This window comes from Polaromonas sp. YR568, assembly GCF_943369415.1.
Classification (GTDB): domain Bacteria; phylum Pseudomonadota; class Gammaproteobacteria; order Burkholderiales; family Burkholderiaceae_C; genus Polaromonas.
On the sequence record NZ_CALRNF020000034.1, the window covers coordinates 1 to 21819 of the forward strand.

Here is a 21819-nt window from a genome sequence, read left to right on the forward strand (position 1 = left end):
CACACCAAAGCCGAGGACATCAAGGTCCTGCTGCATCGCCATTCGGGCGAGTGCCGCGCCGCGGGCCTGGAACTGCAGACGCTGGTACGCCAGCTGGGCGGTACGCCCGACGAAGGCGGCTCCATGAGCGGCGCGCTTCACCGTGGATGGGTTTCCGTACGTGCCACGCTGAGCGCCTACAGCGACCAGGCCATGCTCGATGAATGCGAACGCGGTGAAGATGCCGCCGTGGCACGTTACCGCAAGGCCCTGAAGCAGAACCTGCCGGCCGCCATCCGGACCGTGGTGGAACGCCAGGCCCAGGGCGCGCAGCGCAACCACGACCAGGTCAAAGCCCTGCGCGACGCGCTGAAGAGCCGGTAAACGGCTTCCACAGAATAACGATTCACAGTTTCTTGCCGGCACTCGAGGCTCGGCAAACCAGGGGCAGCAAACGCTGCCCCTTTTTTTTGCCTGCGGGTTTCTTAATTCTTCAATGGGTCCGCGCAGTCCACCTGCGCATCGAACTGCATGCCGCTGTGTGAATAGTCGGCATCGGTGACTTTGCAGCCCGAAGTTTTCTCAATCGCCTGCAACAGGGCCGCGCGGCCGGACGGTGTACTGGATAGCTGTGTGGTGCCCGCCGACGTGGCCGTCCAGGTGCCGGCGGTCAATTGGCTGATGAGGTAGGTCCGGCCGTCGACGTTCACACGTTGCGCGGGTGGATCCGCCGCGCCGGGGGCGGCGCAACCGGCCAGCCATGCGGTGCACAGCAAGGTGAAAGTTTTGGCGCTGGTGGAGAGAAACACCTTCATGCCGGTGCGCGCGTGCCGGCCTTGAGCGCAGCAAGAGATGCTTGCGGCGCGGCGCCTGCGGCCTTGGGTTCGGGTACTTTGGGTGGGGCTTTGGGCAACTGGTTGTCGGGGCAGCCCGACAGAAGCAGCAGGCCCGCCAGGGTCATGGGCAAGAGGGGCAGGAAAGGTTTCATGATGTCTCCAGGCGCATGCGGTTGCGCTGCCTGAATGATAGGGCGCGGGCCCGCGCAGGGCCAGTGCCTGGGACCGAAGTCGCGGCTATCACCTACACGCGGCGGCGCGGGTGCGCGCTCGCGACGCCCATGCGCTGCAGGGTTTCGCTGAGGCTGCGCGCCGGGCGCGTGTTGCCGGGCTGCGCGGTGCATTGCTGTTGTTGGGGCGCGGCGGAGGATCGCGGTTTTGCGCAGGCCTGCTTCTGCTTTGCCAGCTCAGCCGCCAGCCGGCGGCCCTCTGTCTGGAGATAGAGCGTCAGGTCCATTTCGTCAGGCTGGTTCATGGTGTTTCTCGCATGGCTGCAGTGGCGTGGGGGCATAACCGCGACAGCTCAATGTAGGACGGGTTTCAGGGCGGCCATGTCGGGCCGGGAGCCTAGATTCTGTAGGCGCCGGATGACAGTTGAAGCACCGTCATTTCGCTTGCGGCGCGGGCTTGAAACCCAGCTGTTTCATGGCCGCGGCCAGGCCCATGCGCGAGCCCTCATAAGCATCCCAGGGCTGGTTGCCGACGGCCAGGCGGGCGCCCAGCGTCAAGGCCGTCCAGTGCGCGCCGCCGGTCAGCGAGTCGAGTTCGTCCCAGGCTACAGGCACCGACACGCCCAGTCCCGGCCGCGCGCGCAGCGACCAGGCCGACACCGTGGTCGCGCCGAAGCCGTTGCGCAGGTAGTCCGGGAAAATCTTGCCGACACGGTTCTTCGGGCCGCTCTTGGCGGCGAAGCGCTGCGGAATCACGGCGGCCAGGTGCAGGACCATCGCATGCGAAAAATCCTTCACCGTGTCGAAGTCGTACTGGCGCTTGAGCGGCACCACCACGTGCAAACCTTTGCCGCCGCTGGTCTTGAGGAAGCTGGACAGCTTCAATTCGTCCAGGAAGGCGCGCACCAGTTGCGCGGCCTCCTGCACCTGCGGCCAGGCCACGCCTTCGCCGGGATCCAGGTCGAAGGTCATGCGGTCGGGTTTGTGGATGTCGCGCGTCGTGGCGTTCCAGGTGTGGAACTCGATCACGTTGAGCTGCGTGGCGGCCAGCAGCGCCGCGGCGGTCGGGACTTCCAGCAGCGGCTCATGGCCGGGGTCCAGCGCCGGGTCCAATAACTTGATGCCCGGAATCGATCCGGCTTCGGCATGTTTCTGGAAGAACAGCTCGCCGCCTATGCCCGAGGGCGCGCGCACTAGCGAGGTCGGCCTGGCCTTGAGGTGCGGCAGCATCAGCGCCGCGACCTGCGCGTAATGCTCGACCACGTTTTGTTTGGTGAAGCCGGTGCTGTCATCGATCACGCGGTCTGCATGCGTGACGCGCAGGGACTTCAGCGCGGCCGGGGCGGGTTTGGCGGGCGCCTTGACGGCCTTGACGCCGCCCCTGGCGGCGGGTTTTTCGGCGGGCTTTTCATTCGAAGTCTTTTTGGCGGGGTTCACGGCGGCGCCTTTCTTGCCGCGCGCAAGGGCGGCGGGTTTTTCACGAACGATCCAGGTGGCGGGCTTGTCGGCGCGCAGGCCCTGGAACACGGAGTGGCGGATGTGGCCGCCATGGGTCCATTCGCCGAAGGCGACTTCAGCCAGCAACTGCGGCTTGACCCATTGGCCCTTGACGCCGGCCGGCGGCTTGGCCAGCGGGCTGCGTTCGGTGTGGAGTTTCTGCAGCCGGGCCTTGAGGTCCTTGAGCACCTTGTCGTTGAAGCCGGTGCCGACGTTGCCGGCATATTGCAGCGCGCCTTTGGCGTCGTGCACCGCGAGCATCAGCGCGCCCAGGCCGGCGCGCGAGCCCTTGGGCTCGGTGTAGCCGACGATCACGAATTCCTGGCGCAGCTGGGTCTTGAGCTTGATCCAGTCCGGCGAGCGGCGCGACACATAGGCCGAGTCGACTCGCTTGCCGATCACGCCCTCCAGCCCGATGCGGCGCGCCGAGTCGAGCAGGTCTTGCGGTGCTTCTTCAAACGTGTCGCTGAAACGTATGCTCTCCTGCGGCTGGCGGGTGACCAGCGCGCACAGCAGTTCGCGGCGCTGTGTCAGCGGCAGCTGGCGCAGGTCCAGGCCGTCAAAGTAGGGCAGGTCGAACACGTAGTAGACGATGCGCGCCGTGCTGGCATGGTCAAACGCGTTTTGCAGCGCGCCGAAGTCGGGCACGCCGCGCTCGTTCATCACCACGATTTCGCCGTCCACCCAGCCCGAGGGGATTTCCAGCGCGGCGACGGCCTGGGCCAGCCTGGGCAGCTTGTGCGTCCAGTCATTGCCGTTGCGCGTCATGAGGCGAACGGAATCCCCGTCAATGCGGGCCAGCAGGCGGTAGCCGTCATACTTGATCTCATAGACCCAGCCCTCGGGGTCGGCTGGCGGCCGCACCACCAGCGTGGCGAGTTGCGGCGCGAGTATCTCGGGCAGCTTTGCCTTGACGGCGCCTTCCGGGATGGCGTCGGCGGCTTGCGCGGCAGTCTTTTTCGCCGGCGCCGCGGAGGTCTTTTTCGCTGCGGCCTTGCCCGGTGCTTTGCCGGGTTTTTCCTTGGCATCGCGGGGCAGCGGCTGGCCCGTGAGCACGCTATTGGGCAGCGCCTCAAGCACGTTGAATTCTTTTTCCGACCGCGCGTAGTCGTCGTGCTCCTTGATCAGCAACCAGGGCTCATGGCTTTCATCGCCGCGGCCGTGCATGCGCACCAGGGTCCAGCCGCCCTTGAGTTTTTCGCCGTGCAACTCGAACTTGAGCTTGCCTTCGCGCAGGCCTTTGGCCGGGTCGCCGAGCGGCGTCCACAGGCCGCGGTCCCAGACGATCACGTCGCCCGCGCCGTATTGTTTCGCGGGGATGCTGCCCTCAAACCCCGCGTAGGAAATCGGGTGGTCTTCCACACGCACGCCCATGCGCTTGACGGCCGGGTCCAGGCTGGGGCCCTTGGGCACCGCCCAGCTTTTGAGCGCGCCCTGCAGCTCCAGGCGGAAGTCGTAATGCAGGTTGCGCGCATCGTGCTTCTGGATCACGAAGCTCAGGGATTTGTCCGAACGCGCGCCGCCCTCAGCGGGTTCCGGCGTGCGCGTGAAGTCGCGCTTGGCGCGGTAGTGTTTCAGCGGGTCGCGGGCACCCATGGCCTATTAAGCGGCGCGCCGTCTCGCGGGGGCATGCGCGCCGGTTTTGGCGGCGGCTTTTTTGCGCGCGGGTGTTTTGGCCGCGGCCTTTGGTTTGGCTGCAGGCCTGGCCTTGGGCGCATCGCCGCCGCCTTTGCGCAGGCTGCGCTGCAGCAGCTCGGTCAGGTCGATGATCTTGGCGCCGGAGCGGGCTTCGGGCTCTTCGCCTTCTTCCGGTTGCACCACGTTTTCGAGCTTGCCTTCCTTGGCCTTGCGCTTGACCAGCGCCATGATGTCGTCCTTGAAGGAGTCGGTGAACTGCTCAGGGTCCCATGTGCCGGTCATGTCGTCCACGAGTTGTTTGGCCATGGCCAGTTCCTTGTCGGACAGCCCCGCGGCCTTGGCGCCCACGGGCGGCAGGTTCAGCTCTTCCAGCGAGCGGATGTCGGCGCCCCAGCGCAGCAGGTTGAGCACCAGCACCGGGCCGGATGGCACCAGCACGGCCAGGTGTTGCTTGGTCTGGATGATCACGCGCGCAATGCCCACGCGCTGCGTCTTCAGCAGAGTGTCGCGCAGCAGCGCATAGACTTTTTGCCCCTTGTTGATGGGCGCGACGTAGTAGGGCCGTTCCAGGTAGACGAAAGGAATCTCCGTGTTGGGCACAAAGCTTTCGATCTCGATGGTTTGCGTGGTTTTGGGGTAGGCGGACTTGATCTCTTCTTCCGACAGCACCACGTACTGGCCGTCTTCGTATTCAACGCCCTTGACGATGTTCTCTTTGGTGATTTCCTTGCCGGTGCGCTTGTTGATGCGCTTGTAGCCCACCGGGTCCATGCTGCGCTTGTCCAGCCAGTCAAAGTCGACGCCGCTTTCGGACGTGGCCGAATGCAGCCCCACGGGGATGTGGACCAGGCCGAAGCTGATGGCGCCTTTCCATAAAACGCGAGATGCCATGGTGTTCTCTTGTTGAGCAAAGAAGAAACCAGTGTGGGCGGCGGGTGCGTGAGGCGGTGTCGGCCTGCCAAGAGCGCTTGCGTAGGACGGCGGCTTTTGTGGGCTTCCACGTGCAATGCGGTGGGCGAGGGCGCCGCGTGACGATGTCGTCCAATGCCGACTGCCCGCATGGGGTTTGTCCTACGGGGTGGCTTGCGGCGCGCCGCGCACAATCGGTTGCTGTTTTCAAGGAGCCGACCATGCTGAACCGCCGCACCGCCACCCGTTTGTCCCTTGCCGCCGTGGCCATTGCCGCAGCCGCCCTCACGGGCTGCAGCATGCTGGACCGCCAGTCCAACCTGGTGCCTTTCACCACCCAACTGCGCGGCGCCAACGAAGTGCCCGCCAATGCCACGACGGGCAGCGGCCAGGTCGACGCGGTGTTCGACAAAAGCAGCAACCTGCTGCGCTGGAAGGTCAGCTACAGCGGCCTGACCGGCCCGGCGACGGCAGGGCATTTCCACGGCCCGGCCGCCATAGGCGCGAATGCCGGCGTGGCCCTGCCATGGGCCAATCCGATCCGCAGCCCGCTGGACGGCAGCGCCACGCTGACCGCCGCGCAGGCCGCCGACCTGATGGCGGGCCGCTGGTACGCCAACATCCACACCGCCGCCCATCCCGCCGGGGAAGTGCGCGGGCAGATGACGATGGTGCGCAACTAGGCTTTTGTTCAGGCCGCCGGGCCTGTAAAGGGCCTGTGTAAAGGCTGCCGGCAAATGGTTGCGGGCGCAACCGGATCGGTTTATAGTTGCGAGCGCAACCATAAATAAACCGGGACAAGCGCACGTGGAAACGCCTTTTTCTTCGAACTCTTCGGGTTCTCCTGACTGGCCGCGCCGTGTGCCGGTGCTGATTGCCGGCGGCGGCCCGGTGGGCATGACGCTGGCGGCCCTGCTGGCGCGCCACGGCATCGCCAGCCTGGTGGTGGAGGCCGACGAAGGCTATTGCGCCGGCAGCCGCGCGATCTGCATGTCGCGACGCTCGCAGGAAATTTTCGGCTGGGTGGGCGCCGACAAGCCGCTGGTGGACAAAGGCCTGTCGTGGGTGGGCGGGCGCAGCTACTTTCGCGACCAGGAAGTGCTGCACTTCCAGATGCCCAGCGAGCCCACGCAGCGCTATGCGCCCATGGTCAACATCCAGCAGTTCTACGCCGAGGAGTTCGCGCACAAGGCGGCGCTGGCCCAGGGCGGCCGGGTGGACGTGCGCTGGTCCAGCAAGGTGAGGGCGGTGCGGCCCGAAGCGGGCGGCGCGCAGGTCGACATTGAAGCGCCCGACGGCGCGCACACCGTGCAGGCCGACTGGGTGGTGGCCTGCGACGGCGGCCGCAGTACGGTGCGTGAGCAGCTCGGCCTGCAGCTCGAAGGCACACAGTACGAAGGCAAGTACGTCATCGTCGACGTGGTGCAGAAAACCCGCCGCGCGGTCGAGCGCCTGGCCTGGTTCGACCCGCCGTCCAACCCCGGCTCCACCATCCTGATGCACCGCCAGCCCGACGACGTCTGGCGCATCGACTACCAGATCCGCGACGACGAGGACCCGTTGGAGGCGGTCAAGCCCGAAAACGTGCTGCCGCGCGTGCAGAGCCATCTGTCCATGATCGGTGAGGACCAACCCTGGGAGCCGCTGTGGATTTCGATCTACAACGCCAAATGCCTGACCTTGCCCAGCTACCGCCACGGGCGTGTGCTGTTTGCCGGCGACGCGGGCCACCTGGTGCCCATCTTCGGTGTGCGCGGCCTCAACTCGGGCCTGGACGATGCGGGCAACCTGGCCTGGAAACTCGCGCTGGTTCAGCAAGGCCATGCCGCCGATTCATTGCTCGACAGTTATTCAAGCGAGCGCGTGCAGGCCACGCGCGAGAACATCGTCTACGGCGCCAAAAGCACCGAATTCATGGCGCCGCCCAACCACGGCTTCAGGCTGCTGCGCGAGGCCGCGCTGCGGCTGGCGACCGAAGACGCGGCCGTGGCCTCGCTGCTGAACCCGCGCCAGTCCACGCCGGTGGAATACGTGGGGTCACCGCTGAACCTGGCGGCGCGGGAAAGCGCTTTTGCCGCCGGCGCGCGTGCCGGCATGCCCGCGCCTGAAGCCAGGCTGCGCGGTGTGGCGGGCGACGTTCACCTGACGTCCTGCTTTGGCGCCGGGTTTGTGCTGCTGCATTTCAGCGCGAAGGGCGAACTGCCGAAAGACATTGCCAATTTGGCAACGGCCGGCCAGGACGGTCCCGCGTCCGTCAAGGTCATAGCGATCGCCAGCCAAGGCGAACCCGCAGCGAACATGCTGGCCGATGAACTCGGCCAGGCCCGCGAGCGCTACGGCGCCATCGAAGGCTCGGCCTTCCTGGTGCGGCCCGACGGTTACCTGATGGGGCGCTGGAAGCCGGCTTCGGCGGCGGACATCGCGGCCGCCCTGAAGCCCTTCCAGCAGCAGCTTGCAGTGGCCGCTCCCCACGCGTCCTGATGATCCGGAGACAACCATGAACCCAACTCTTGCGCAAACCGGCGACCTGGACCGGGCCTACACGGCGCTCGCGGAAGCGACCGCCCGCGTGGGCGAGGCGAAAACTCCGCTTTTCCTGGCCACGCTCGCGCTCGCCTTGCTGAGCCGCGAGGCCGATGCCGCGCAAGCCCTGTTGTTGATCGCCCAGGCCGAGCGCCTGGCCGCCACCTGATTTTCCCTGCGCCTTTTCCCCATCACCTATTTCAATCCCGGAGACAAAACATGCCCCGCCTTCCCGCTTCCCTTCGCCGCCTGTTCGCCGCCCTGGCGCTGGCCGCCACGGCCGCTTCAGCGCAGACATACCCGACGCGTCCCATCGAATGGGTCGTGCCGTATCCCGCGGGCGGCGGCTCCGACGTGGTGGCGCGCGCGCTGACCGAAGCCATGGGCCAGGCCCTGGGCCATCCGCTGCTCATCAACAACAAGCCGGGCGCCGCGACCAACATAGGCGCTGAGTACGTGGCCCATGCCAAACCCGACGGCTACACCGTGCTGACCGGCGACACCGCCACGCTGGCCGCCAACCCGGCGCTGTACACCAAGCTCAACTACAGCGCTGAAAAAGACCTGGCGCCCATAGGCCTGCTGGCGCGCTTCCCGATGATCCTGGTGGTCAACCCGGCGGTGCCGGCGAAAAACCTGGCCGAGTTCACGGCCTGGGCCAAGACCCAGAAGGGCGGCGTGAGCTACGCCACGCCGGGCGCCGGCAGCCCGCACCACCTGGCCACCGAACTGTTTCGCGGCAAGACCGGCATCAACCTGGTCCACGTCCCTTACCGCGGCGCCGCGCCGGCCGTGCAGGACGTGGCGGGCGGCCAGGTGCCCTTCATGTTTGTCGACACCGCCAGCGGCATGGCTTTTATCAACGCCGGGCGCCTGCGCGCCATCGGCATCGCCAGCCCGCAGCGCGTGAAGAATTTCGAAACCATTCCCACGCTGGACGAGCAGGGCCTCAAGGGTTTTGAAGCCTATGCCTGGCAAGGCCTGGCCGCGCCGGCCGGCACGCCCGACGCCGTGATCGCAAAGCTCAACAAGGCGCTGGTCGACGCGCTGAACTCCACGCCGGTCAAGGCCCGCTTCCAGGTGCTGGGCCTGGAGCCCACGCCCAGCACGCCGGCGCAGATGGCGAGCTATGCCAAGGCCGAGCGCGAAAAATGGGCGCAGGTGATACGTGCCAGCGGCATCAAACTGGACTGACCGGCCTGAGAATCAAGGTCCCAGCCAACGAGGTAAACGCCGATGATCAAGCTCGACAGAACCCTGACCTACCGCCTGCATCTGCTGCACAAGCTGACCGACCTGGAAAGCCAGCGCGCCTATGTGGCCGGGGCCGGACTGTCGATGAGCGACGGGCGCTGCCTCACGGCGGTCGGCACATTCGCGCCGCTGTCGGTCAACGACCTTGCGCATAAAGCCAACCTCAACAAAGGCCAGGCCAGCCGGGCCGCGCAGTCGCTGGTGGAGCAGGGCCTGGTCGTCAAGGCCGCCAGCCCCACCGACGGGCGCGGCGTGGTGCTGACCATGACGCCCAAGGGCAAGGCCGCCTGGCAACGCGCCATGCAGGTGGTGGGCCGGCGCAACCAGGATATTTTTGGCGTGCTGAGCGCGGCCGAGCGCGAGCAGCTCAGTGATTTTTTCGACCGCCTGATCGCCAAGGCAAAGGCCGATGGCGGCGCGGTGGAAGACACCGGCGAAGAATGACATGGGAACTCTGGAGAAACTTCAATGAACACGACCACCCCCACTTTGCGTTACCAGTCCGGCTTCGGCAACGAGTTTGCCAGCGAAGCCGTCGCCGGCGCCTTGCCCGAAGGCCGCAACAGCCCGCAGCGCGCGCCGCATGACCTGTACACCGAGCTGCTCTCGGGCACGGCCTTCACCGCGCCGCGCGCCGAGAACCGCCGCACCTGGCTGTACCGCCGCCAGCCCTCGGTCATGGCCGGCGGCTACCAGCCCTACGCGCAGCCGCAGTGGACCACGGGCGCCGCAGGCGGCGTGGCCGTGCCGCCCGACCCTTTGCGCTGGAGCCCGTTCGCGATTCCCGAGCAGCCGCTGGACTTTGTCGATGGCATGCGCACCGTGGCGGCCAACGGCGACGCCGATGCGCAGACCGGCATCGCCGCGCACATGTACGTCGCCAACCGTTCGATGCTGCGGCGCGCGCTGGTCAATGCCGACGGCGAAATGCTGCTGGTGCCGCAGCAGGGCCGGCTGGTGCTGACGACCGAGCTCGGCATCCTGGAGGTCAGGCCCGGTGAAATCGCCGTGCTGCCGCGCGGCATGGCCTTCAGCGTGGCCTTGCCCGACGGCGCCTCGCGCGGCTACGTCTGTGAAAACTACGGCGCGCATTTCCGCCTGCCCGAGCTGGGGCCCATAGGCTCCAACGGCCTGGCCAATGCGCGTGACTTTCTGGCGCCTGTGGCGGCTTTCGATAGCGATGATGAAACCGGCAAGGGCTACGAAATCATCAAGAAATACGGCGGCAACCTGTGGTCGGCGCAGCAGCCGCGCAGCCCCTTCAACGTGGTGGCCTGGCACGGCAACCTCGTGCCCTGCAAGTACGACACGGCGCACTTCATGACGATCGGTTCCATCAGCTACGACCATCCGGACCCGTCCATCTTCACCGTGCTGACCTCGCCCTCGGACACGGCGGGCACGGCCAACTGCGATTTCGTGATCTTCCCGCCGCGCTGGATGGTGGCCGAAAACACCTTCCGCCCGCCCTGGTACCACCGCAACCTCATGAGCGAGTTCATGGGCCTGGTCTACGGCCAGTACGACGCCAAGCCCGAGGGCTTCAAGCCGGGCGGCGCCTCGCTGCACAACTGCATGGTGCCGCACGGCCCCGATACCGAGGCGTTCGAGAAAGCCAGCACGGCCGACCTCAAGCCGCACAAGCTGGACAACACGCTGGCCTTCATGTTTGAGAGCCGTTACCGCTTTGTCCCCACCGCGTATGCGATGCAGGGCGGTTCACTCGATGCCGCTTATGCCGGCTGCTGGGCCGGGCTGAAGGACCAGTTCAAGGGCTGAGCCTTCTTTTCTTTTTTTCTTATTCATCCATAACAAGAGACACACCATGACGCCATCCGCCTTTCCACGCCGCACCTTCGCCTCCCTTCTTGCCTTCGCGTGGCTGGCCGCGCCCCTGGCCGCATCGGCCGCCGATTACCCGGTCAAACCCATACGTTTCATCGTGCCCTACACGCCGGGCGGCACCACCGACCTGGTGGCGCGCACCGTCGGGCAGAAGGTGTCGGAAAAACTCGGCCAGCCGGTACTGATCGACAACCGCGGCGGCGCGGGCGGCAACATCGGCATGGACGCGGTGGCCAAGGCCCCGGCCGACGGTTACACCATCGGCTTTGGCGCGATATCGACCAATGCGCTCAATCCGCACATCTACAAGTCCATGGCCTTTGACCCGCGCAAGGACTTCAGCGCCATCAGCCTGCTGGGCACTTCCACCATCGTGCTTGAAGTGCCGGCCGTCTCGCCCATCAAGTCGGTGGCGGACCTGGTTGCCGCCGCCAAAAAACAGCCCGGCATGCCCTATGCCACGGCAGGCGCCGGCACCTCCATGAACCTGGCCGGCGTGATGTTCGCGCAAATGACGGGCACGGAACTCACGCACGTGGCCTACAAGGGCAGCGGCCCCGGCATCAACGATATGCTGGGCAACAACATCGGCCTGATGTTCGACAACCTGCCGGCCTCGCTGCCGCACATCCAGGCCGGCAAGCTGCGCGCGCTGGCCGTGGCGGGCCCGCGCCGTTCGGCCTCGCTGCCCAATGTGCCGACCATGGCCGAAGCGGGCCTGGCCGGTTATGCCATCGAGCCCTGGTTTGGTGTCTACGGCCCTGCGGGCATGCCGGCGGCGGTGGTGCAGGCGCTGAACCATGCTTTTAACGAAGCGCTGGCCTTGCCCGAGGTGAAGGACAAGCTTGCGCAGGCCGGCTTTTCGGTGCGCGGCTCAACGGCGCAGGAACTCACCGCGCTGACCCAGTCCGAGTACCAGCGCCTGGGCGAGGTGGCGCGCAAGGCCGGCATGACGGCCGACTGAGGCGGGCATCCCATGAACACCACATTCAAAGCCTCGCTCAACGCCACCCACGACCCCAAGCTGCGCAGCTGGGTCGCCTCCGCCAATGGCGCCACCGACTTTCCGATCCAGAACCTGCCCTTCGGCACCTACAGCCTGACGCCGCAGGGCGAGCGCCGTATCGGTGTTGCGATTGGCGACCAGGTGCTGGACCTGCGTGCAACCGGGCTGGTCGATGTCAGCGCCATGAACGCGTTGATGGCGCAAAGCCCTCAGGAGACGAGCGCGCTGCGGGCGGCGATTTCGCAAGGACTGGCAGAGGGCAGCGCAAAGCAGGGCGAATGGGCCGGCTTTTTGCATCGCCAGGATGCGGTCGTGATGCACCTGCCTTGCCGCATCGGCGACTACACCGACTTCTACACCGGCATCCACCATGCGACCACGGTCGGCAAGCTGTTTCGCCCCGACGCGCCGCTGCTGCCCAACTACAAATGGGTGCCCATCGGTTACCACGGCCGCGCGTCGTCGATAGGCGTGAGCGGCCAGCAGTTTCGGCGGCCGCTAGGCCAGACGAAAGGCCCCAACGAAGAGGTGCCGGTGCTGCGGCCCAGCCAGCGGCTGGACTACGAGCTCGAACTCGGCGTGCTGGTGGGGCAGGGCAATGCGCTGGGCGAAGCCGTCGGCATGGCGCAGGCCGAGGCCCACGCTTTTGGCATGGTGCTGCTCAACGACTGGTCGGCGCGCGACGTGCAGGCCTGGGAATACCAGCCGCTGGGCCCCTTCCTGGCAAAGAATTTTGCGAGCACGATCTCGCCGTGGATCGTCACCATGGAGGCGCTGGCGCCGTTCCGCGCGGGGTTCACGCGGCCTGAGGGCGACCCGCAGCCGCTGCCTTACCTGGATTCGCCTGGCAACCGCGAGCAGGGCAATATCGATGTGGAACTCGAAGTCTGGCTGGAGACGCAAGCCATGCGCGATGCCGGCCTGGGCCCCGAGCGCCTGTCGAAATCCAGCTTTCGCGACGCCTACTGGACGGTCGCGCAAATGCTCACGCACCACACCGTCAACGGCTGCAACCTGCAGCCCGGCGATTTGCTGGGTTCGGGCACGCAATCGGGCGCGCGGCCCGAGCAGGCCGGCTCGCTGTTGGAGCTGAGCTCGGGCGGAAAAAACCCCTTGACGCTGGCCAACGGCGAGACGCGCACCTTCCTGCAGGATGGCGATGCCGTCATCCTGCGCGGCTGGTGCGAGCGCGAGGGTTTTACACGCATAGGCTTTGGCGAATGCCGGGGGCAGGTGCTGCCGGCGCGCTAAACACATTCACGCTTCGTTCGTGAGCGAAGCATGGGGCAGGGGTTTCCGGCAAGAATGATTGCCATGAACCCCGACCCGAATTCTGAAAACATCCTCGCGGCCTCTGCCCACCGCAACCCCTATCCGTATTACGCGGCGCTGGCCGCCGGCCCCGCGTTGGTGTTTGACGCGCCGCGCAAGCTCTGGATTGCCAGCAGCGCGGCCAGCGTCAAGGAGGTGTTGGGCAACCCGGCCTGCCGCGTGCGTCCCGTGACTGAGCCCGTGCCCGCGGCCATCGTCGGCTCGGCGGCCGGCGAGGTCTTCGGCCATCTGGTGCGCATGAACGAAGGACTGCGGCATGACGCGCCCAAGGTTGCGCTTCAGCGCTTTCTCGCGGTTGTGGATCTGGATCGCGTTCAGGACAGAACCGAGGCACTGGCATTGCAAACGGCGGGGGAGGGCGTTTTGCGGGGCGAGGCGCTGTCGCGTTGGGCTTTTGAAGTGCCGGTGATGGCCGTGGCCGACCTGCTGGGCTTTGATGAGGCCGAACTGCCCCAGGTGGCGCGCTGGATGGGCGACTTTGTCGCCTGCCTGTCGCCGCTCAGCACGCCGGACCAGCTTGCGGCGGCCAGCGATGCCGCCTCGGCTTTGCTCGAACGCTTTTCTGACCTTGTTCAAAGATCAGCAGCCCAGCCCGGCAGCGCGCTGGAGCGCCTGCAGCACGAAGCTGCGCAGTCCGGCTGGCACGATGCGCAGGCGCTGCTTTGCAACGCGGTCGGCCTGTTGTCGCAAACCTATGAAGCCACGGCCGGACTCATCGGCAACAGCATCACGGCCCTGGCCACGCAGCCCGGCCTGCTGGACACCATCGCCCGCGAGCCCGGCAAGCTGTTGCAGATGGTCCACGAGGTCAGCCGCCACGACCCCTCCATCCACAACACGCGCCGTTTTGTGGCCGAGCCCACGCAGGTGGCAGGCGTGGCGCTACAGGCCGGCGACGTGGTGCTGCTGGTGCTGGCCGCCGCGGGCCGCGACCCTTTATGCAACACCAGGCCCGATGAATTCCTGCTGGAGCGGCCGGACCGCGAGGTGCCCGGCTTCGGCCACGGCGCCCACCAATGCCCGGGCCAGGCGTTGGCCTGCGCCATCGCGGCTTCGGCCGTCCGGGCACTGCTGGTGTCGGGCCGGCTCAAGGACGCTGCCTCATTCAGTTGGGGGTACCGGCCCTCCATGAATGCCCGCATTCCGGTTTTCACCGCTTGATGCCACCATCACACACGCTCACCCCACAAAAAGGCTTCCCATGATCGCGATCATTTTTGAAGTGCAACCCGCCCAGGGCCAGAATCAAACCTACCTCGACATCGCCGCAGCGCTGAAGCCGCAGCTCGAAAAAATCGACGGTTTTCTTTCCATCGAACGCTTTGAAAGCCTGAGCACGCCTGGCAAGCTGCTGTCGCTGTCTTTCTTTCGCGATGAGGCCGCCGTGCTTGAATGGCGCAAGCTGGAAACGCACCGCCTTGCACAAAGCCGGGGCCGTGGCGGTGTGTTTGAAGATTACCGGCTGCGCGTGGCGCATGTGCTGCGCGACTACGGCATGACCGAACGCGACGAGGCGCCGTCGGACAGCCGGCAGATCCACGGCTGATTCAACGTGCGCGGCGCGGCGGCCATCGCCACCAGCTCAGCAGGACCAGCACACCGAAGGCGGTGTAGGCCGTGGCGAAGACCCAGGCCGGCGCGTCGAAAAAGATCAGCCTGGACAGCCAGTGTTCGATGAAGGAGCCGGCATACGCGTTCTGCCCGGCCTGCAGCCGCAGCGACTGTTCCCAAATGGTAAGGGGGCAGGTCTGACCCAGCCAGCTTTGCAGCAACACAAAGGCGATCAGCGCCAGGTGCGCCAGCCGCACCCACAGCTTGCGCACCCAGGCCCAGCCGCGCAGGCCGCCGGCCATGAACAGCAGCTGGCCCAGCACGGCAAAGGCCACGATGGCCACGTGCAGCAGCAACATCAGGTCGGCAAGCCAGCCGGCGGTGAATGGCGTCATAAGGTGTCGGGGCGTGGTTTGGAGGGAAAAATGGTGCAATCCGTGCTCATCGGGCCACTTTAACCACGCCGGGCGCCGGTAGTGATGTCTTTGTAGGGCTTAAATGCCGGATAAAGAGGCACAACTCGGGGTAAACCTTACAATCGAGGGTTACCCAAAGACCCCATGAACGCCCCCGTCGACGTCTCCTTCTTCACGCGCGCCGCCAAGCCGCTCACCAGTTATCGCAAGTACTGGGCGGCCCGCTTCGGCACGGCCAAATTTCTGCCCACCAGCCGGGCCGAGATGGACGCGCTCGGCTGGGACAGCTGCGACATCATCGTGGTCACGGGCGACGCCTATGTGGACCACCCGAGCTTCGGCATGGCCGTCATAGGCCGCATGCTGGAGGCGCAGGGCTTTCGCGTGGGTATCATCGCCCAGCCCGAATGGCAAAGCGCCGACCCCTTCAAGGTGCTGGGCAAGCCCAACCTGTTCTTCGGCGTCACCGCCGGCAACATGGACTCGATGATCAACCGCTACACGGCGGACCACAAGATCCGCAGCGACGACGCCTACACCCCCGGTGACGTGGGCGGCAAGCGCCCCGACCGCGCGGCCCTGGTGTATTCGCAGCGCTGCCGTGAAGCCTACAAGGACGTGCCCATCATCCTGGGCGGCATCGAAGGCTCGCTGCGCCGCATCGCGCACTACGACTACTGGTCCGACAAGGTGCGCCGCAGCGTGGTGGTCGATGCCAAATGCGACCTGCTGCTGTACGGCAATGCCGAGCGTGCCATCGTCGAGATCGCCCACCGCCTGGCCGCGAAGGAACCGGTCGCCAGCATCACCGACGTGCGCGGCACCGCCTTCATACGCCGCAGCGGTGACGAAAGCGCCCAGGGCTGGTTCGAGATCGACTCCACCAGCGTGGACGCGCCGGGCCGCGTCGAGGCGCATGTCAACCCCTACCTGATGATTTCCGACCAGGCGCGCGAGCAGGGCGCGACCTGCGCGCGTGAGGATGAGGCCACCGAAGTGGCGGTCAAGGCCGAGGCCGATGCGAAGGCTACGGGATTACTCCCTCTCCCCCCGGGAGAGGGCAGGGGTGAGGGTGCGGCAAAGCCGCTCCAGGCCTCTGCTGGCGCGCAAACTTCCGTCAAGGTGAATGCGGAGAGCCCTCACCCTAACCCTCTCCCAGGGGGAGAGGGAACAAGAATTTCAGGGAGTGTGGGAAGCAAAGCCAACCCGGCCATCAAGCCGCTGACTTTCGTCCCCAACCCCAGCCTGCCGCACATGCAGGGAAAGATCAAGGTCCCGCCGCGCGACCGCTCGGTGATCCGGCTGCCTTCTTACGAGCAGGTCAAGAGCGACCCTGTGCTGTACGCCCACGCCAACCGCGTGCTGCACCTCGAAACCAACCCCGGCAATGCCAGAGCCCTGGTGCAGGCCCACGGCGAAGGCGCCACGGCGCGCGACGTGTGGATCACGCCGCCGCCCATCCCGCTGACCACGGCCGAGATGGACTACGTCTTCGACCTGCCTTACGCCCGTTCGCCGCACCCACGGTATGCCGACGAGAACGGCAGCCACGACGGCGCGACCAAGATTCCCGCGTGGGAGATGATCCGCTTTTCCGTCAACATCATGCGCGGCTGCTTCGGCGGCTGCACCTTCTGCTCCATCACCGAGCATGAAGGCCGCATCATCCAGAGCCGCTCCGAGGACTCGGTGATCCGCGAGATCGAGGCGATACGCGACACCGTCAAGGGGTTCACCGGCGCGATCTCCGATCTGGGCGGGCCCACCGCCAATATGTACCGCATAGGCTGCAAGTCGCCCGAGATCGAGGCCGCCTGCCGCAAGCCTTCGTGCGTGTACCCGGGCATCTGCTCCAACCTCAACACCGACCACAACCCGCTGATCAAGATGTACCGCCGCGCGCGGGCCTTGAAGGGCGTGAAGAAAATCCTCATCAGTTCCGGCCTGCGCTACGACCTGGCCGTGCAAAGCCCCGAATACGTGAAAGAGCTGGTGACGCACCACGTGGGCGGCTACCTCAAGATCGCGCCCGAGCACACCGAGCAGGGCCCGCTCACCAAGATGATGAAGCCCGGCATCGGCAGCTATGACAAGTTCAAGCAGATGTTCGAGAAGTACAGCCTCGAAGCCGGCAAGAAGCAGTTCCTGATCCCCTACTTCATCGCGGCCCACCCGGGTACCAGCGACGAAGACATGATGAACCTGGCGATCTGGCTCAAGAAGAATGGTTTCCGCGCCGACCAGGTGCAGACCTTCTACCCCAGCCCCATGGCCACCGCCACGACGATGTACCACACCAACAAGAACCCGCTGCGCAAGATCACGCGCGACAGCGAGACGGTGGACATCGTGCGCGGCGAGCGCCGCCGCCGGCTGCACAAGGCCTTCCTGCGCTACCACGATCCCAACAACTGGCCGGTGCTGCGCGAGGCGCTCAAGGCCATGGGCCGCGCCGACCTGATCGGCAACGGCAAACACCACCTGATCCCGACCTTCCAGCCCTTGACCGACGGCAGCTACACCAGCGCGCGGCGCAAGAACTCGACGGGCAACGCAACGGCCACCACGGTCAAGTCCTCGCCGGTGGTCAAGGGCCGTTTGCTGACGCGCCACACCGGCCTGCCGCCGCTGGCGCAGGGCGCGGGCGGAAAGCCATCGGGCCGCAAGGGCCGCTGAGCCCACGGCATCCGCCAACAAAAAAAGGCCCTCGCGGGCCTTTTTTGTTTTCTACACCTTGTACGAGCCCAGCACCTGCTTGGGGAAAAGCTCTTCCACATCCAGCTGGCGGTGGCACACGCCTTGTTCAAAGCCGAACTTCAGGAAGGCCTGCAGCGTCGCGCGGTTGATGTCGCCGCCGCGTCCCGGGCCAATGCCGTAGGGAAAGAAATCGTCGCCGAACATACCGCGCATGCGCTCGGTGTATTCGGCCAGCCAGGCCAGCGGCGCATGCGAGGCCGTCACGTCCGACAGGCGTTCGATGGAACGGTTCTTGGCCTCCGTGAAGGCCTTGAGGAAGCTCATGCCCGTCCAAGGGTGTGCCTCCAGCACCGGGCCCTTGAGCACCAGGCCGTGCATGATGGGGTAGATGCTGGTGTCCTTGAAGTATTGCTCTTCGGCCGCCTGGTAGTCGGGCATCAGCCGGACTATGCCCTGGCCCAGTCCCGCCGGCGGGCGCGCCGACATGACGGCGTCGACCTCGCCCTTGAGCAGCATCTCGTTGAGGCTGCTGTCCGGCACGTTGCGGTACTGCATGCCTTCGGGCAGCTTGAGCTTGACCTTTTCCTTGCGGCCGGGCTCGTTGACGCCGGCCTGCACCCACTGGATGTCCTTGAGCTTGAGGCCCACGTAGTCGCTGAGGTAGCCGCGGCCGTAGATGCCGGCGGTCTGCGCCCATTCGGGGATGCCGATTTTTTTGCCCTGCAGGTCTTCGGGCCGCTTGATCGCGCTGCCTTCCCGCACGTAGAACATCGAGTGCCGGAACGCGCGCGAGATGAAGACGGGCAGCGCCATCACGCTGGTGTCGTCCTGCGAGCGCAGCGCGATGTATTTGCCCATGGACATTTCCGACACGTCCCACTCGCGGTGCAGCGTGAAGCGGTAAAAGATTTCCTCGATGGGCAGGTCCAGCGTGCGCAGCTGCACGCCTTGCACGCGCACCGTGCCGTCGGTCACGTCGCGGGTGTGGTCGTAAGGGCCGAGGGCCAGGGTCAGGGGAAGGGGGTTCATTTATTCGGCTTCGATTTTTGCGGTTTTGATCACGCGGGACCATTTGTCGGATTCACTCTTGACGTAAGCGGCGAGTTCTTCCGGCGTGCTGTACACGGCCTCCTGGCCTTGCTTGTCGAGCTGGGCGCGGTGCTCCGGGTTTTTGCCCAGGGCCACCATTTCCTTGTTCAGCCGCGCGATGATCGCGGGCGGCGTGCCGGCCGGCGCGAAGAGGCCGTACCAGGAACTGGCTTCCACGCCCTTGTAGCCCAGCTCGACCATGGTCGGCACGTCGGGCGCCGCCTCTATGCGTTTGGGCGAGGTCACGGCCAGCGCGCGCAGCTTGCCCGATTTGACGAAGGGCAGGCTGGACACCACGCCGCCGAACACCATCTGCGTTTCACCGCCCAGCACGGCGGCCGCGGCCGGGTTGCTGCCCTTGTAGGGGATGTGCTGGATGTCCACGCCCGCCGACAGCTTGAAGAGCTCGGCCACCAGGTGCAGCGGCGAGCCGTTGCCGCCGGATGCGTAGTTCAGCGTGCCGGGTTTGGCCTTGGCCATGGCAACGAGTTCGGGCACGGTCCTGGCCGGGAAGGCCGGGTTGACGACGAGGATCTGGTAACCCTGGGCCACCATGCTGATGGGCGCGAAATCCTTGATCGGGTCGTAGTTGACCTTGCCCAGGTGAGGCGTCATCGCCATGTTGGCGACAAAGCCCAGCGTCAGCGTGTAGCCGTCGGGCTTGGCATGGGCAACCAGCTCGGTGCCCAGGTTGCCGCCGGCGCCGGCCTTGTTGTCGACATAGACCTGCTGGCCCAGCGCGACGGAAAGCCGCTGCGCCACCAGCCGGCCCAGCGTGTCGTTGCCGCCGCCGGGCGGGTAGGGTACGACCAGCCGGATCGGCTTGTTGGGGAAGTCCTGCGCCGCGGCGTGCGGCGCGTAAGCTGTCAAGGCGAGCAGTGAAAGGCAGGAGAGGGCGCTGAATACGCGCGGCAGGAAGTTCGTCATGGGACCGTCCTCCAGGTGAAAAGTGGGTGAGACAAACGGTTAAAAATGATATGTATGCATATGGTATTCACGCGCCCGCAGTGCCAATCTAGGGACTAACCCCGAGGCTGTGTGTAAAGGCTGAACGGCCAGGCCTGCGCGCCTTTTCTGGCAAGATGGCCCGATTGATTCCGCAACTTGCCGCTGTCGCCATCCCTGGAGATCCCATGCACATCGCACGCAAAGCCCTGGTTGCTTTCACCATGGCGGCCGTCACGGCCTGCGCCTGGCTTGCGCCGCTGGACGCGCCGGCCATGCAGCAGGTCGACGCCGGACTCAAGCGCGCGCTGGTCAGCTTCGCGACGGCACGCCTGCTCAATGCGGTGATCTCCGTCGCGCAGGGCACCGAGGCCTCGGTGCAGCCTTTCGGTGTCGGCGTCACCTTCACGCCCGGGCAGATCCTGGATCCGGTGAACGACCTGGTCGAGCAGTTCTCACACCTGATGCTCGCGGCCAGCGTCGCCTTCGGCATCCAGAAGGCGCTGATCAGCATAGGCAGCTACTGGCCGGTGTCGCTGGCCTTGAGCGCTGTGGCGCTGGGCTGGTGGTGGTGCCAGTTGCGCAGGCCGCAGGTGCCGCCATGGCTTTCAAGGCTGCTGGTGATTTTGTTGATGCTGCGTTTTGCCGTGCCGGTGGTGACGCTGGGCAGCGACCTGCTGTGGCAAAAGTTCCTGGCCGCCGATTACGCGGCCAGCCAGCAACTCATAGACAACACCACGGGCCAGGCCGGCCAGCTCAATCCCGCAGCCGCCGCCCCCGACAACCGCGGCCTGATCGACAGCATGAAAGACTGGCTGGCCAAAAACGGCGACGTCGGCAAACATGTCGACAACCTCAAACGCGCGGCCGAGCAGGCCACCGAGCACATCATCAAACTCATCGTGATCTTTGTGCTGCAGACGCTGGTGATTCCCTTGCTGCTGCTCTGGGCCCTGTATGCCTTCGTGAGGCAGGTGTTTGAGCGGCCTGCGAGAGGCCAGTTGGTTTACGCCGGCCCACCTCCTTCGTTATGATGCGATTCATGCAACTCCAGCTTTCCCCTCCCTCCGTCAGCCTGTGATGCACCCGGCTTGATGCCGGGCTGCGCCCTTTGGCCGTGCCTGTTCCTTCGGGACAAGCGCGCGGCCTTGAGTTGACGCGCCTGCCTGCTTTTTCGCGGTGAACCCGCTTGCAGCGGGCGCATGGACGGAGAAACTTTTTCATGAAAACCCAAACATCGGCCGCCCTGGCCTGGGGCGGTGTCTTGCTTGCGGGCGTCTTGTGGGGCGTGGGCGCCCTGGTCGCCCAGTCTGTGATGGCCGGGGGCATGGCGCCCTACAGCCTGTCTCTGGCGCGCTTCGCGCTGGGCTTGCCGCTTCTGTGGTGGTGGCACTGGCGGCAGCTGTCATCTGCGCCGCGGACGGCGCAATGGCGGCATCTGCCAGGCCGCGGCAAGGCCCTCGTCGTGGGCACGGGCCTGGCCATGGCGCTCAACGTCACGAGCTGGTTCATCGCCATGGGCTACATAGGCGCGGCACTGCCGACGGTGATCTCGATCTGCTGCGCGCCCGTCATCGTTGCCCTGCTGTCGGTGCTGCGCGGCTATGAGCGCGCCAGCGGCCGGCTGCTGCTGGCACTGTGCCTGGCGCTGCTGGGCGTGGGCCTGATCGCCATGCCCGGCGAGGCCATGAGTTTGCCGGCCCACTATGCGGCGGGTCTTGCCTGGTCCCTGGCGTCCGCCGGGCTGTATTCGCTGGTGGTGCTGGGCAATGCGCGCATGCCCGCGCAGGTGCCGGCCGTCACGGCCTCGGCCTGGAGCATGAGCGCGGCCGCGTTGCTGATGCTGGCCCTGGCCGTCTCGCAAGGCATCACCTGGCCGCAGCACACCACCGCCTGGCTGCAGGTGGGCTACACCGGCATCTTCACCACCTCGATCGCTTATCTTGCGTTCGCCTGGGGCGCACGCCGCCTGTCGCCAACCGCGACGGTGATAGGCACGCTGGTAGAGCCATTGGTCGCCGCCGTTGCGGCGGCCTGGCTGTTTGCCGAGCCGCTCACGGCGCAGCAGGGTGTGGGTGCCGTGCTGCTGGGGGCGGCGATGGTGGTGCTGGCGCGGCGGGCTTCGTAAGGAA

22 protein-coding genes are annotated in these 21819 nt (G+C 66.0%); 14 read left to right on the top strand and 8 right to left on the bottom strand.

All coding sequences use genetic code 11. The features are described from left to right. Nucleotides 1-363 (top strand): PA2169 family four-helix-bundle protein (locus ACLV74_RS19560; RefSeq protein WP_411881086.1); only part of this gene is annotated, 363 nt, incomplete at its 5' end. A gap of 101 nt (nt 364-464) precedes the next feature. On the opposite strand, the gene ACLV74_RS19565 is transcribed toward ACLV74_RS19560, so the two are convergent. The 5 genes from ACLV74_RS19565 to ACLV74_RS19585 form a co-directional block, all read right to left on the bottom strand. After that, entirely contained in the window at nt 465-794 is a 330-nt protein-coding gene (locus ACLV74_RS19565) for a hypothetical protein (protein ID WP_411881087.1), read from the bottom strand. Further along, nucleotides 791-967, bottom strand: a complete 177-nt coding sequence (locus tag ACLV74_RS19570; RefSeq protein WP_411881088.1) for a hypothetical protein — start codon at nt 965-967, stop codon at nt 791-793. Before ACLV74_RS19570 ends, ACLV74_RS19565 begins: the two co-directional genes overlap by 4 nt. Before the next feature lie 92 nt (nt 968-1059). Beyond that, nucleotides 1060-1290, bottom strand: coding sequence for a hypothetical protein (locus ACLV74_RS19575; RefSeq protein WP_411881089.1), 231 nt, complete (start codon nt 1288-1290; stop codon nt 1060-1062). Nucleotides 1291-1420: 130 nt separating this feature from the next. After that, a complete protein-coding gene (gene ligD, locus ACLV74_RS19580; RefSeq protein WP_411881090.1) occupies nt 1421-4078 on the bottom strand; it encodes a DNA ligase D in 2658 nt (885 codons plus the stop codon). A gap of 6 nt (nt 4079-4084) precedes the next feature. Then, a complete protein-coding gene (locus ACLV74_RS19585; RefSeq protein ID WP_411881091.1) occupies nt 4085-5011 on the bottom strand; it encodes a Ku protein in 927 nt (308 codons plus the stop codon). A 239-nt stretch (nt 5012-5250) separates the two neighbouring features. Here ACLV74_RS19585 and ACLV74_RS19590 point away from each other — a divergent pair, with 239 nt between their 5' ends. The 10 genes from ACLV74_RS19590 (at nt 5251) to ACLV74_RS19635 (ending at nt 14535) form a co-directional block, all read left to right on the top strand. After that, nucleotides 5251-5712 carry a CHRD domain-containing protein gene (locus ACLV74_RS19590; RefSeq protein WP_411881092.1) on the top strand — a complete coding sequence of 154 codons (462 nt, stop codon included), beginning with the start codon at nt 5251-5253 and terminating at the stop codon, nt 5710-5712. A gap of 124 nt (nt 5713-5836) precedes the next feature. Beyond that, a complete protein-coding gene (locus ACLV74_RS19595) occupies nt 5837-7510 on the top strand; it encodes an FAD-dependent oxidoreductase (RefSeq protein ID WP_411881093.1) in 1674 nt (557 codons plus the stop codon). 16 nt (nt 7511-7526) lie between these two features. Beyond that, nucleotides 7527-7721, top strand: a complete 195-nt coding sequence (locus ACLV74_RS19600) for a hypothetical protein (protein WP_411881094.1) — start codon at nt 7527-7529, stop codon at nt 7719-7721. 50 nt (nt 7722-7771) lie between these two features. Next, the gene (locus ACLV74_RS19605; protein WP_411881095.1) at nt 7772-8746 is read left to right on the top strand and encodes a Bug family tripartite tricarboxylate transporter substrate binding protein; all 975 of its coding nucleotides are present in this window, start codon (nt 7772-7774) and stop codon (nt 8744-8746) included. 42 nt (nt 8747-8788) lie between these two features. Beyond that, entirely contained in the window at nt 8789-9250 is a 462-nt protein-coding gene (locus ACLV74_RS19610; RefSeq protein WP_411881096.1) for a MarR family winged helix-turn-helix transcriptional regulator, read from the top strand. Between the two features lie 24 nt (nt 9251-9274). Continuing rightward, nucleotides 9275-10585, top strand: a complete 1311-nt coding sequence (hmgA, locus tag ACLV74_RS19615; protein ID WP_411881097.1) for a homogentisate 1,2-dioxygenase — start codon at nt 9275-9277, stop codon at nt 10583-10585. A 46-nt stretch (nt 10586-10631) separates the two neighbouring features. Continuing rightward, entirely contained in the window at nt 10632-11615 is a 984-nt protein-coding gene (locus tag ACLV74_RS19620) for a Bug family tripartite tricarboxylate transporter substrate binding protein (RefSeq protein ID WP_411881098.1), read from the top strand. Nucleotides 11616-11627: 12 nt separating this feature from the next. Continuing rightward, complete coding sequence (gene fahA / locus ACLV74_RS19625) at nt 11628-12908, top strand: fumarylacetoacetase (protein WP_411881099.1); 1281 nt, start codon at nt 11628-11630, stop codon at nt 12906-12908. Between the two features lie 63 nt (nt 12909-12971). Next, the gene (locus ACLV74_RS19630; RefSeq protein ID WP_411881100.1) at nt 12972-14150 is read left to right on the top strand and encodes a cytochrome P450; all 1179 of its coding nucleotides are present in this window, start codon (nt 12972-12974) and stop codon (nt 14148-14150) included. Nucleotides 14151-14190: 40 nt separating this feature from the next. Then, nucleotides 14191-14535, top strand: coding sequence for an antibiotic biosynthesis monooxygenase family protein (locus ACLV74_RS19635; protein ID WP_411881101.1), 345 nt, complete (start codon nt 14191-14193; stop codon nt 14533-14535). Between the two features lies 1 nt (nt 14536). On the opposite strand, the gene ACLV74_RS19640 is transcribed toward ACLV74_RS19635, so the two are convergent. Continuing rightward, nucleotides 14537-14935 (bottom strand): DUF2784 domain-containing protein, encoded by a 399-nt coding sequence (locus ACLV74_RS19640; protein WP_411881102.1) that lies wholly within the window; start codon nt 14933-14935, stop codon nt 14537-14539. Between the two features lie 165 nt (nt 14936-15100). Between ACLV74_RS19640 and ACLV74_RS19645 the strand changes: the two genes are divergently transcribed. Beyond that, a complete protein-coding gene (locus ACLV74_RS19645) occupies nt 15101-17632 on the top strand; it encodes a YgiQ family radical SAM protein (RefSeq protein ID WP_411881103.1) in 2532 nt (843 codons plus the stop codon). 51 nt (nt 17633-17683) lie between these two features. Here the strand turns inward: ACLV74_RS19645 and ACLV74_RS19650 are convergent, their stop codons facing one another. Together ACLV74_RS19650 and ACLV74_RS19655 are read right to left on the bottom strand one after the other, a co-directional pair. Beyond that, nucleotides 17684-18682, bottom strand: coding sequence for a 4,5-dihydroxyphthalate decarboxylase (locus ACLV74_RS19650; protein ID WP_411881104.1), 999 nt, complete (start codon nt 18680-18682; stop codon nt 17684-17686). After that, nucleotides 18683-19669, bottom strand: a complete 987-nt coding sequence (locus tag ACLV74_RS19655) for a Bug family tripartite tricarboxylate transporter substrate binding protein (RefSeq protein WP_411881105.1) — start codon at nt 19667-19669, stop codon at nt 18683-18685. 206 nt (nt 19670-19875) lie between these two features. Here ACLV74_RS19655 and ACLV74_RS19660 point away from each other — a divergent pair, with 206 nt between their 5' ends. Both ACLV74_RS19660 and ACLV74_RS19665 read left to right on the top strand, forming a co-directional pair. Further along, nucleotides 19876-20721: a hypothetical protein gene (locus ACLV74_RS19660; protein ID WP_411881106.1), complete on the top strand. Its 846-nt coding sequence runs from the start codon at nt 19876-19878 to the stop codon at nt 20719-20721. Nucleotides 20722-20909: 188 nt separating this feature from the next. After that, complete coding sequence (locus ACLV74_RS19665) at nt 20910-21815, top strand: DMT family transporter (protein ID WP_411881107.1); 906 nt, start codon at nt 20910-20912, stop codon at nt 21813-21815. Nucleotides 21816-21819 lie beyond the last annotated feature (4 nt).

Coding starts and splice junctions, on each gene's coding strand:
- hmgA (WP_411881097.1), top strand. CDS start 9,275: ATGAACACGACCACCCCCACTTTGCGTTACCAGTCCGGCTTCGGCAAC.
- ACLV74_RS19640 (WP_411881102.1), bottom strand. CDS start 14,935: ATGACGCCATTCACCGCCGGCTGGCTTGCCGACCTGATGTTGCTGCTG.
- ACLV74_RS19635 (WP_411881101.1), top strand. CDS start 14,191: ATGATCGCGATCATTTTTGAAGTGCAACCCGCCCAGGGCCAGAATCAA.
- ACLV74_RS19570 (WP_411881088.1), bottom strand. CDS start 967: ATGAAACCTTTCCTGCCCCTCTTGCCCATGACCCTGGCGGGCCTGCTG.
- ACLV74_RS19655 (WP_411881105.1), bottom strand. CDS start 19,669: ATGACGAACTTCCTGCCGCGCGTATTCAGCGCCCTCTCCTGCCTTTCA.
- ACLV74_RS19565 (WP_411881087.1), bottom strand. CDS start 794: ATGAAGGTGTTTCTCTCCACCAGCGCCAAAACTTTCACCTTGCTGTGC.
- ACLV74_RS19630 (WP_411881100.1), top strand. CDS start 12,972: ATGAACCCCGACCCGAATTCTGAAAACATCCTCGCGGCCTCTGCCCAC.
- ACLV74_RS19665 (WP_411881107.1), top strand. CDS start 20,910: ATGAAAACCCAAACATCGGCCGCCCTGGCCTGGGGCGGTGTCTTGCTT.
- ACLV74_RS19650 (WP_411881104.1), bottom strand. CDS start 18,682: ATGAACCCCCTTCCCCTGACCCTGGCCCTCGGCCCTTACGACCACACC.
- ACLV74_RS19605 (WP_411881095.1), top strand. CDS start 7,772: ATGCCCCGCCTTCCCGCTTCCCTTCGCCGCCTGTTCGCCGCCCTGGCG.
- ACLV74_RS19600 (WP_411881094.1), top strand. CDS start 7,527: ATGAACCCAACTCTTGCGCAAACCGGCGACCTGGACCGGGCCTACACG.
- fahA (WP_411881099.1), top strand. CDS start 11,628: ATGAACACCACATTCAAAGCCTCGCTCAACGCCACCCACGACCCCAAG.
- ACLV74_RS19620 (WP_411881098.1), top strand. CDS start 10,632: ATGACGCCATCCGCCTTTCCACGCCGCACCTTCGCCTCCCTTCTTGCC.
- ACLV74_RS19590 (WP_411881092.1), top strand. CDS start 5,251: ATGCTGAACCGCCGCACCGCCACCCGTTTGTCCCTTGCCGCCGTGGCC.
- ACLV74_RS19575 (WP_411881089.1), bottom strand. CDS start 1,290: ATGAACCAGCCTGACGAAATGGACCTGACGCTCTATCTCCAGACAGAG.
- ligD (WP_411881090.1), bottom strand. CDS start 4,078: ATGGGTGCCCGCGACCCGCTGAAACACTACCGCGCCAAGCGCGACTTC.
- ACLV74_RS19585 (WP_411881091.1), bottom strand. CDS start 5,011: ATGGCATCTCGCGTTTTATGGAAAGGCGCCATCAGCTTCGGCCTGGTC.
- ACLV74_RS19645 (WP_411881103.1), top strand. CDS start 15,101: ATGAACGCCCCCGTCGACGTCTCCTTCTTCACGCGCGCCGCCAAGCCG.
- ACLV74_RS19660 (WP_411881106.1), top strand. CDS start 19,876: ATGCACATCGCACGCAAAGCCCTGGTTGCTTTCACCATGGCGGCCGTC.
- ACLV74_RS19610 (WP_411881096.1), top strand. CDS start 8,789: ATGATCAAGCTCGACAGAACCCTGACCTACCGCCTGCATCTGCTGCAC.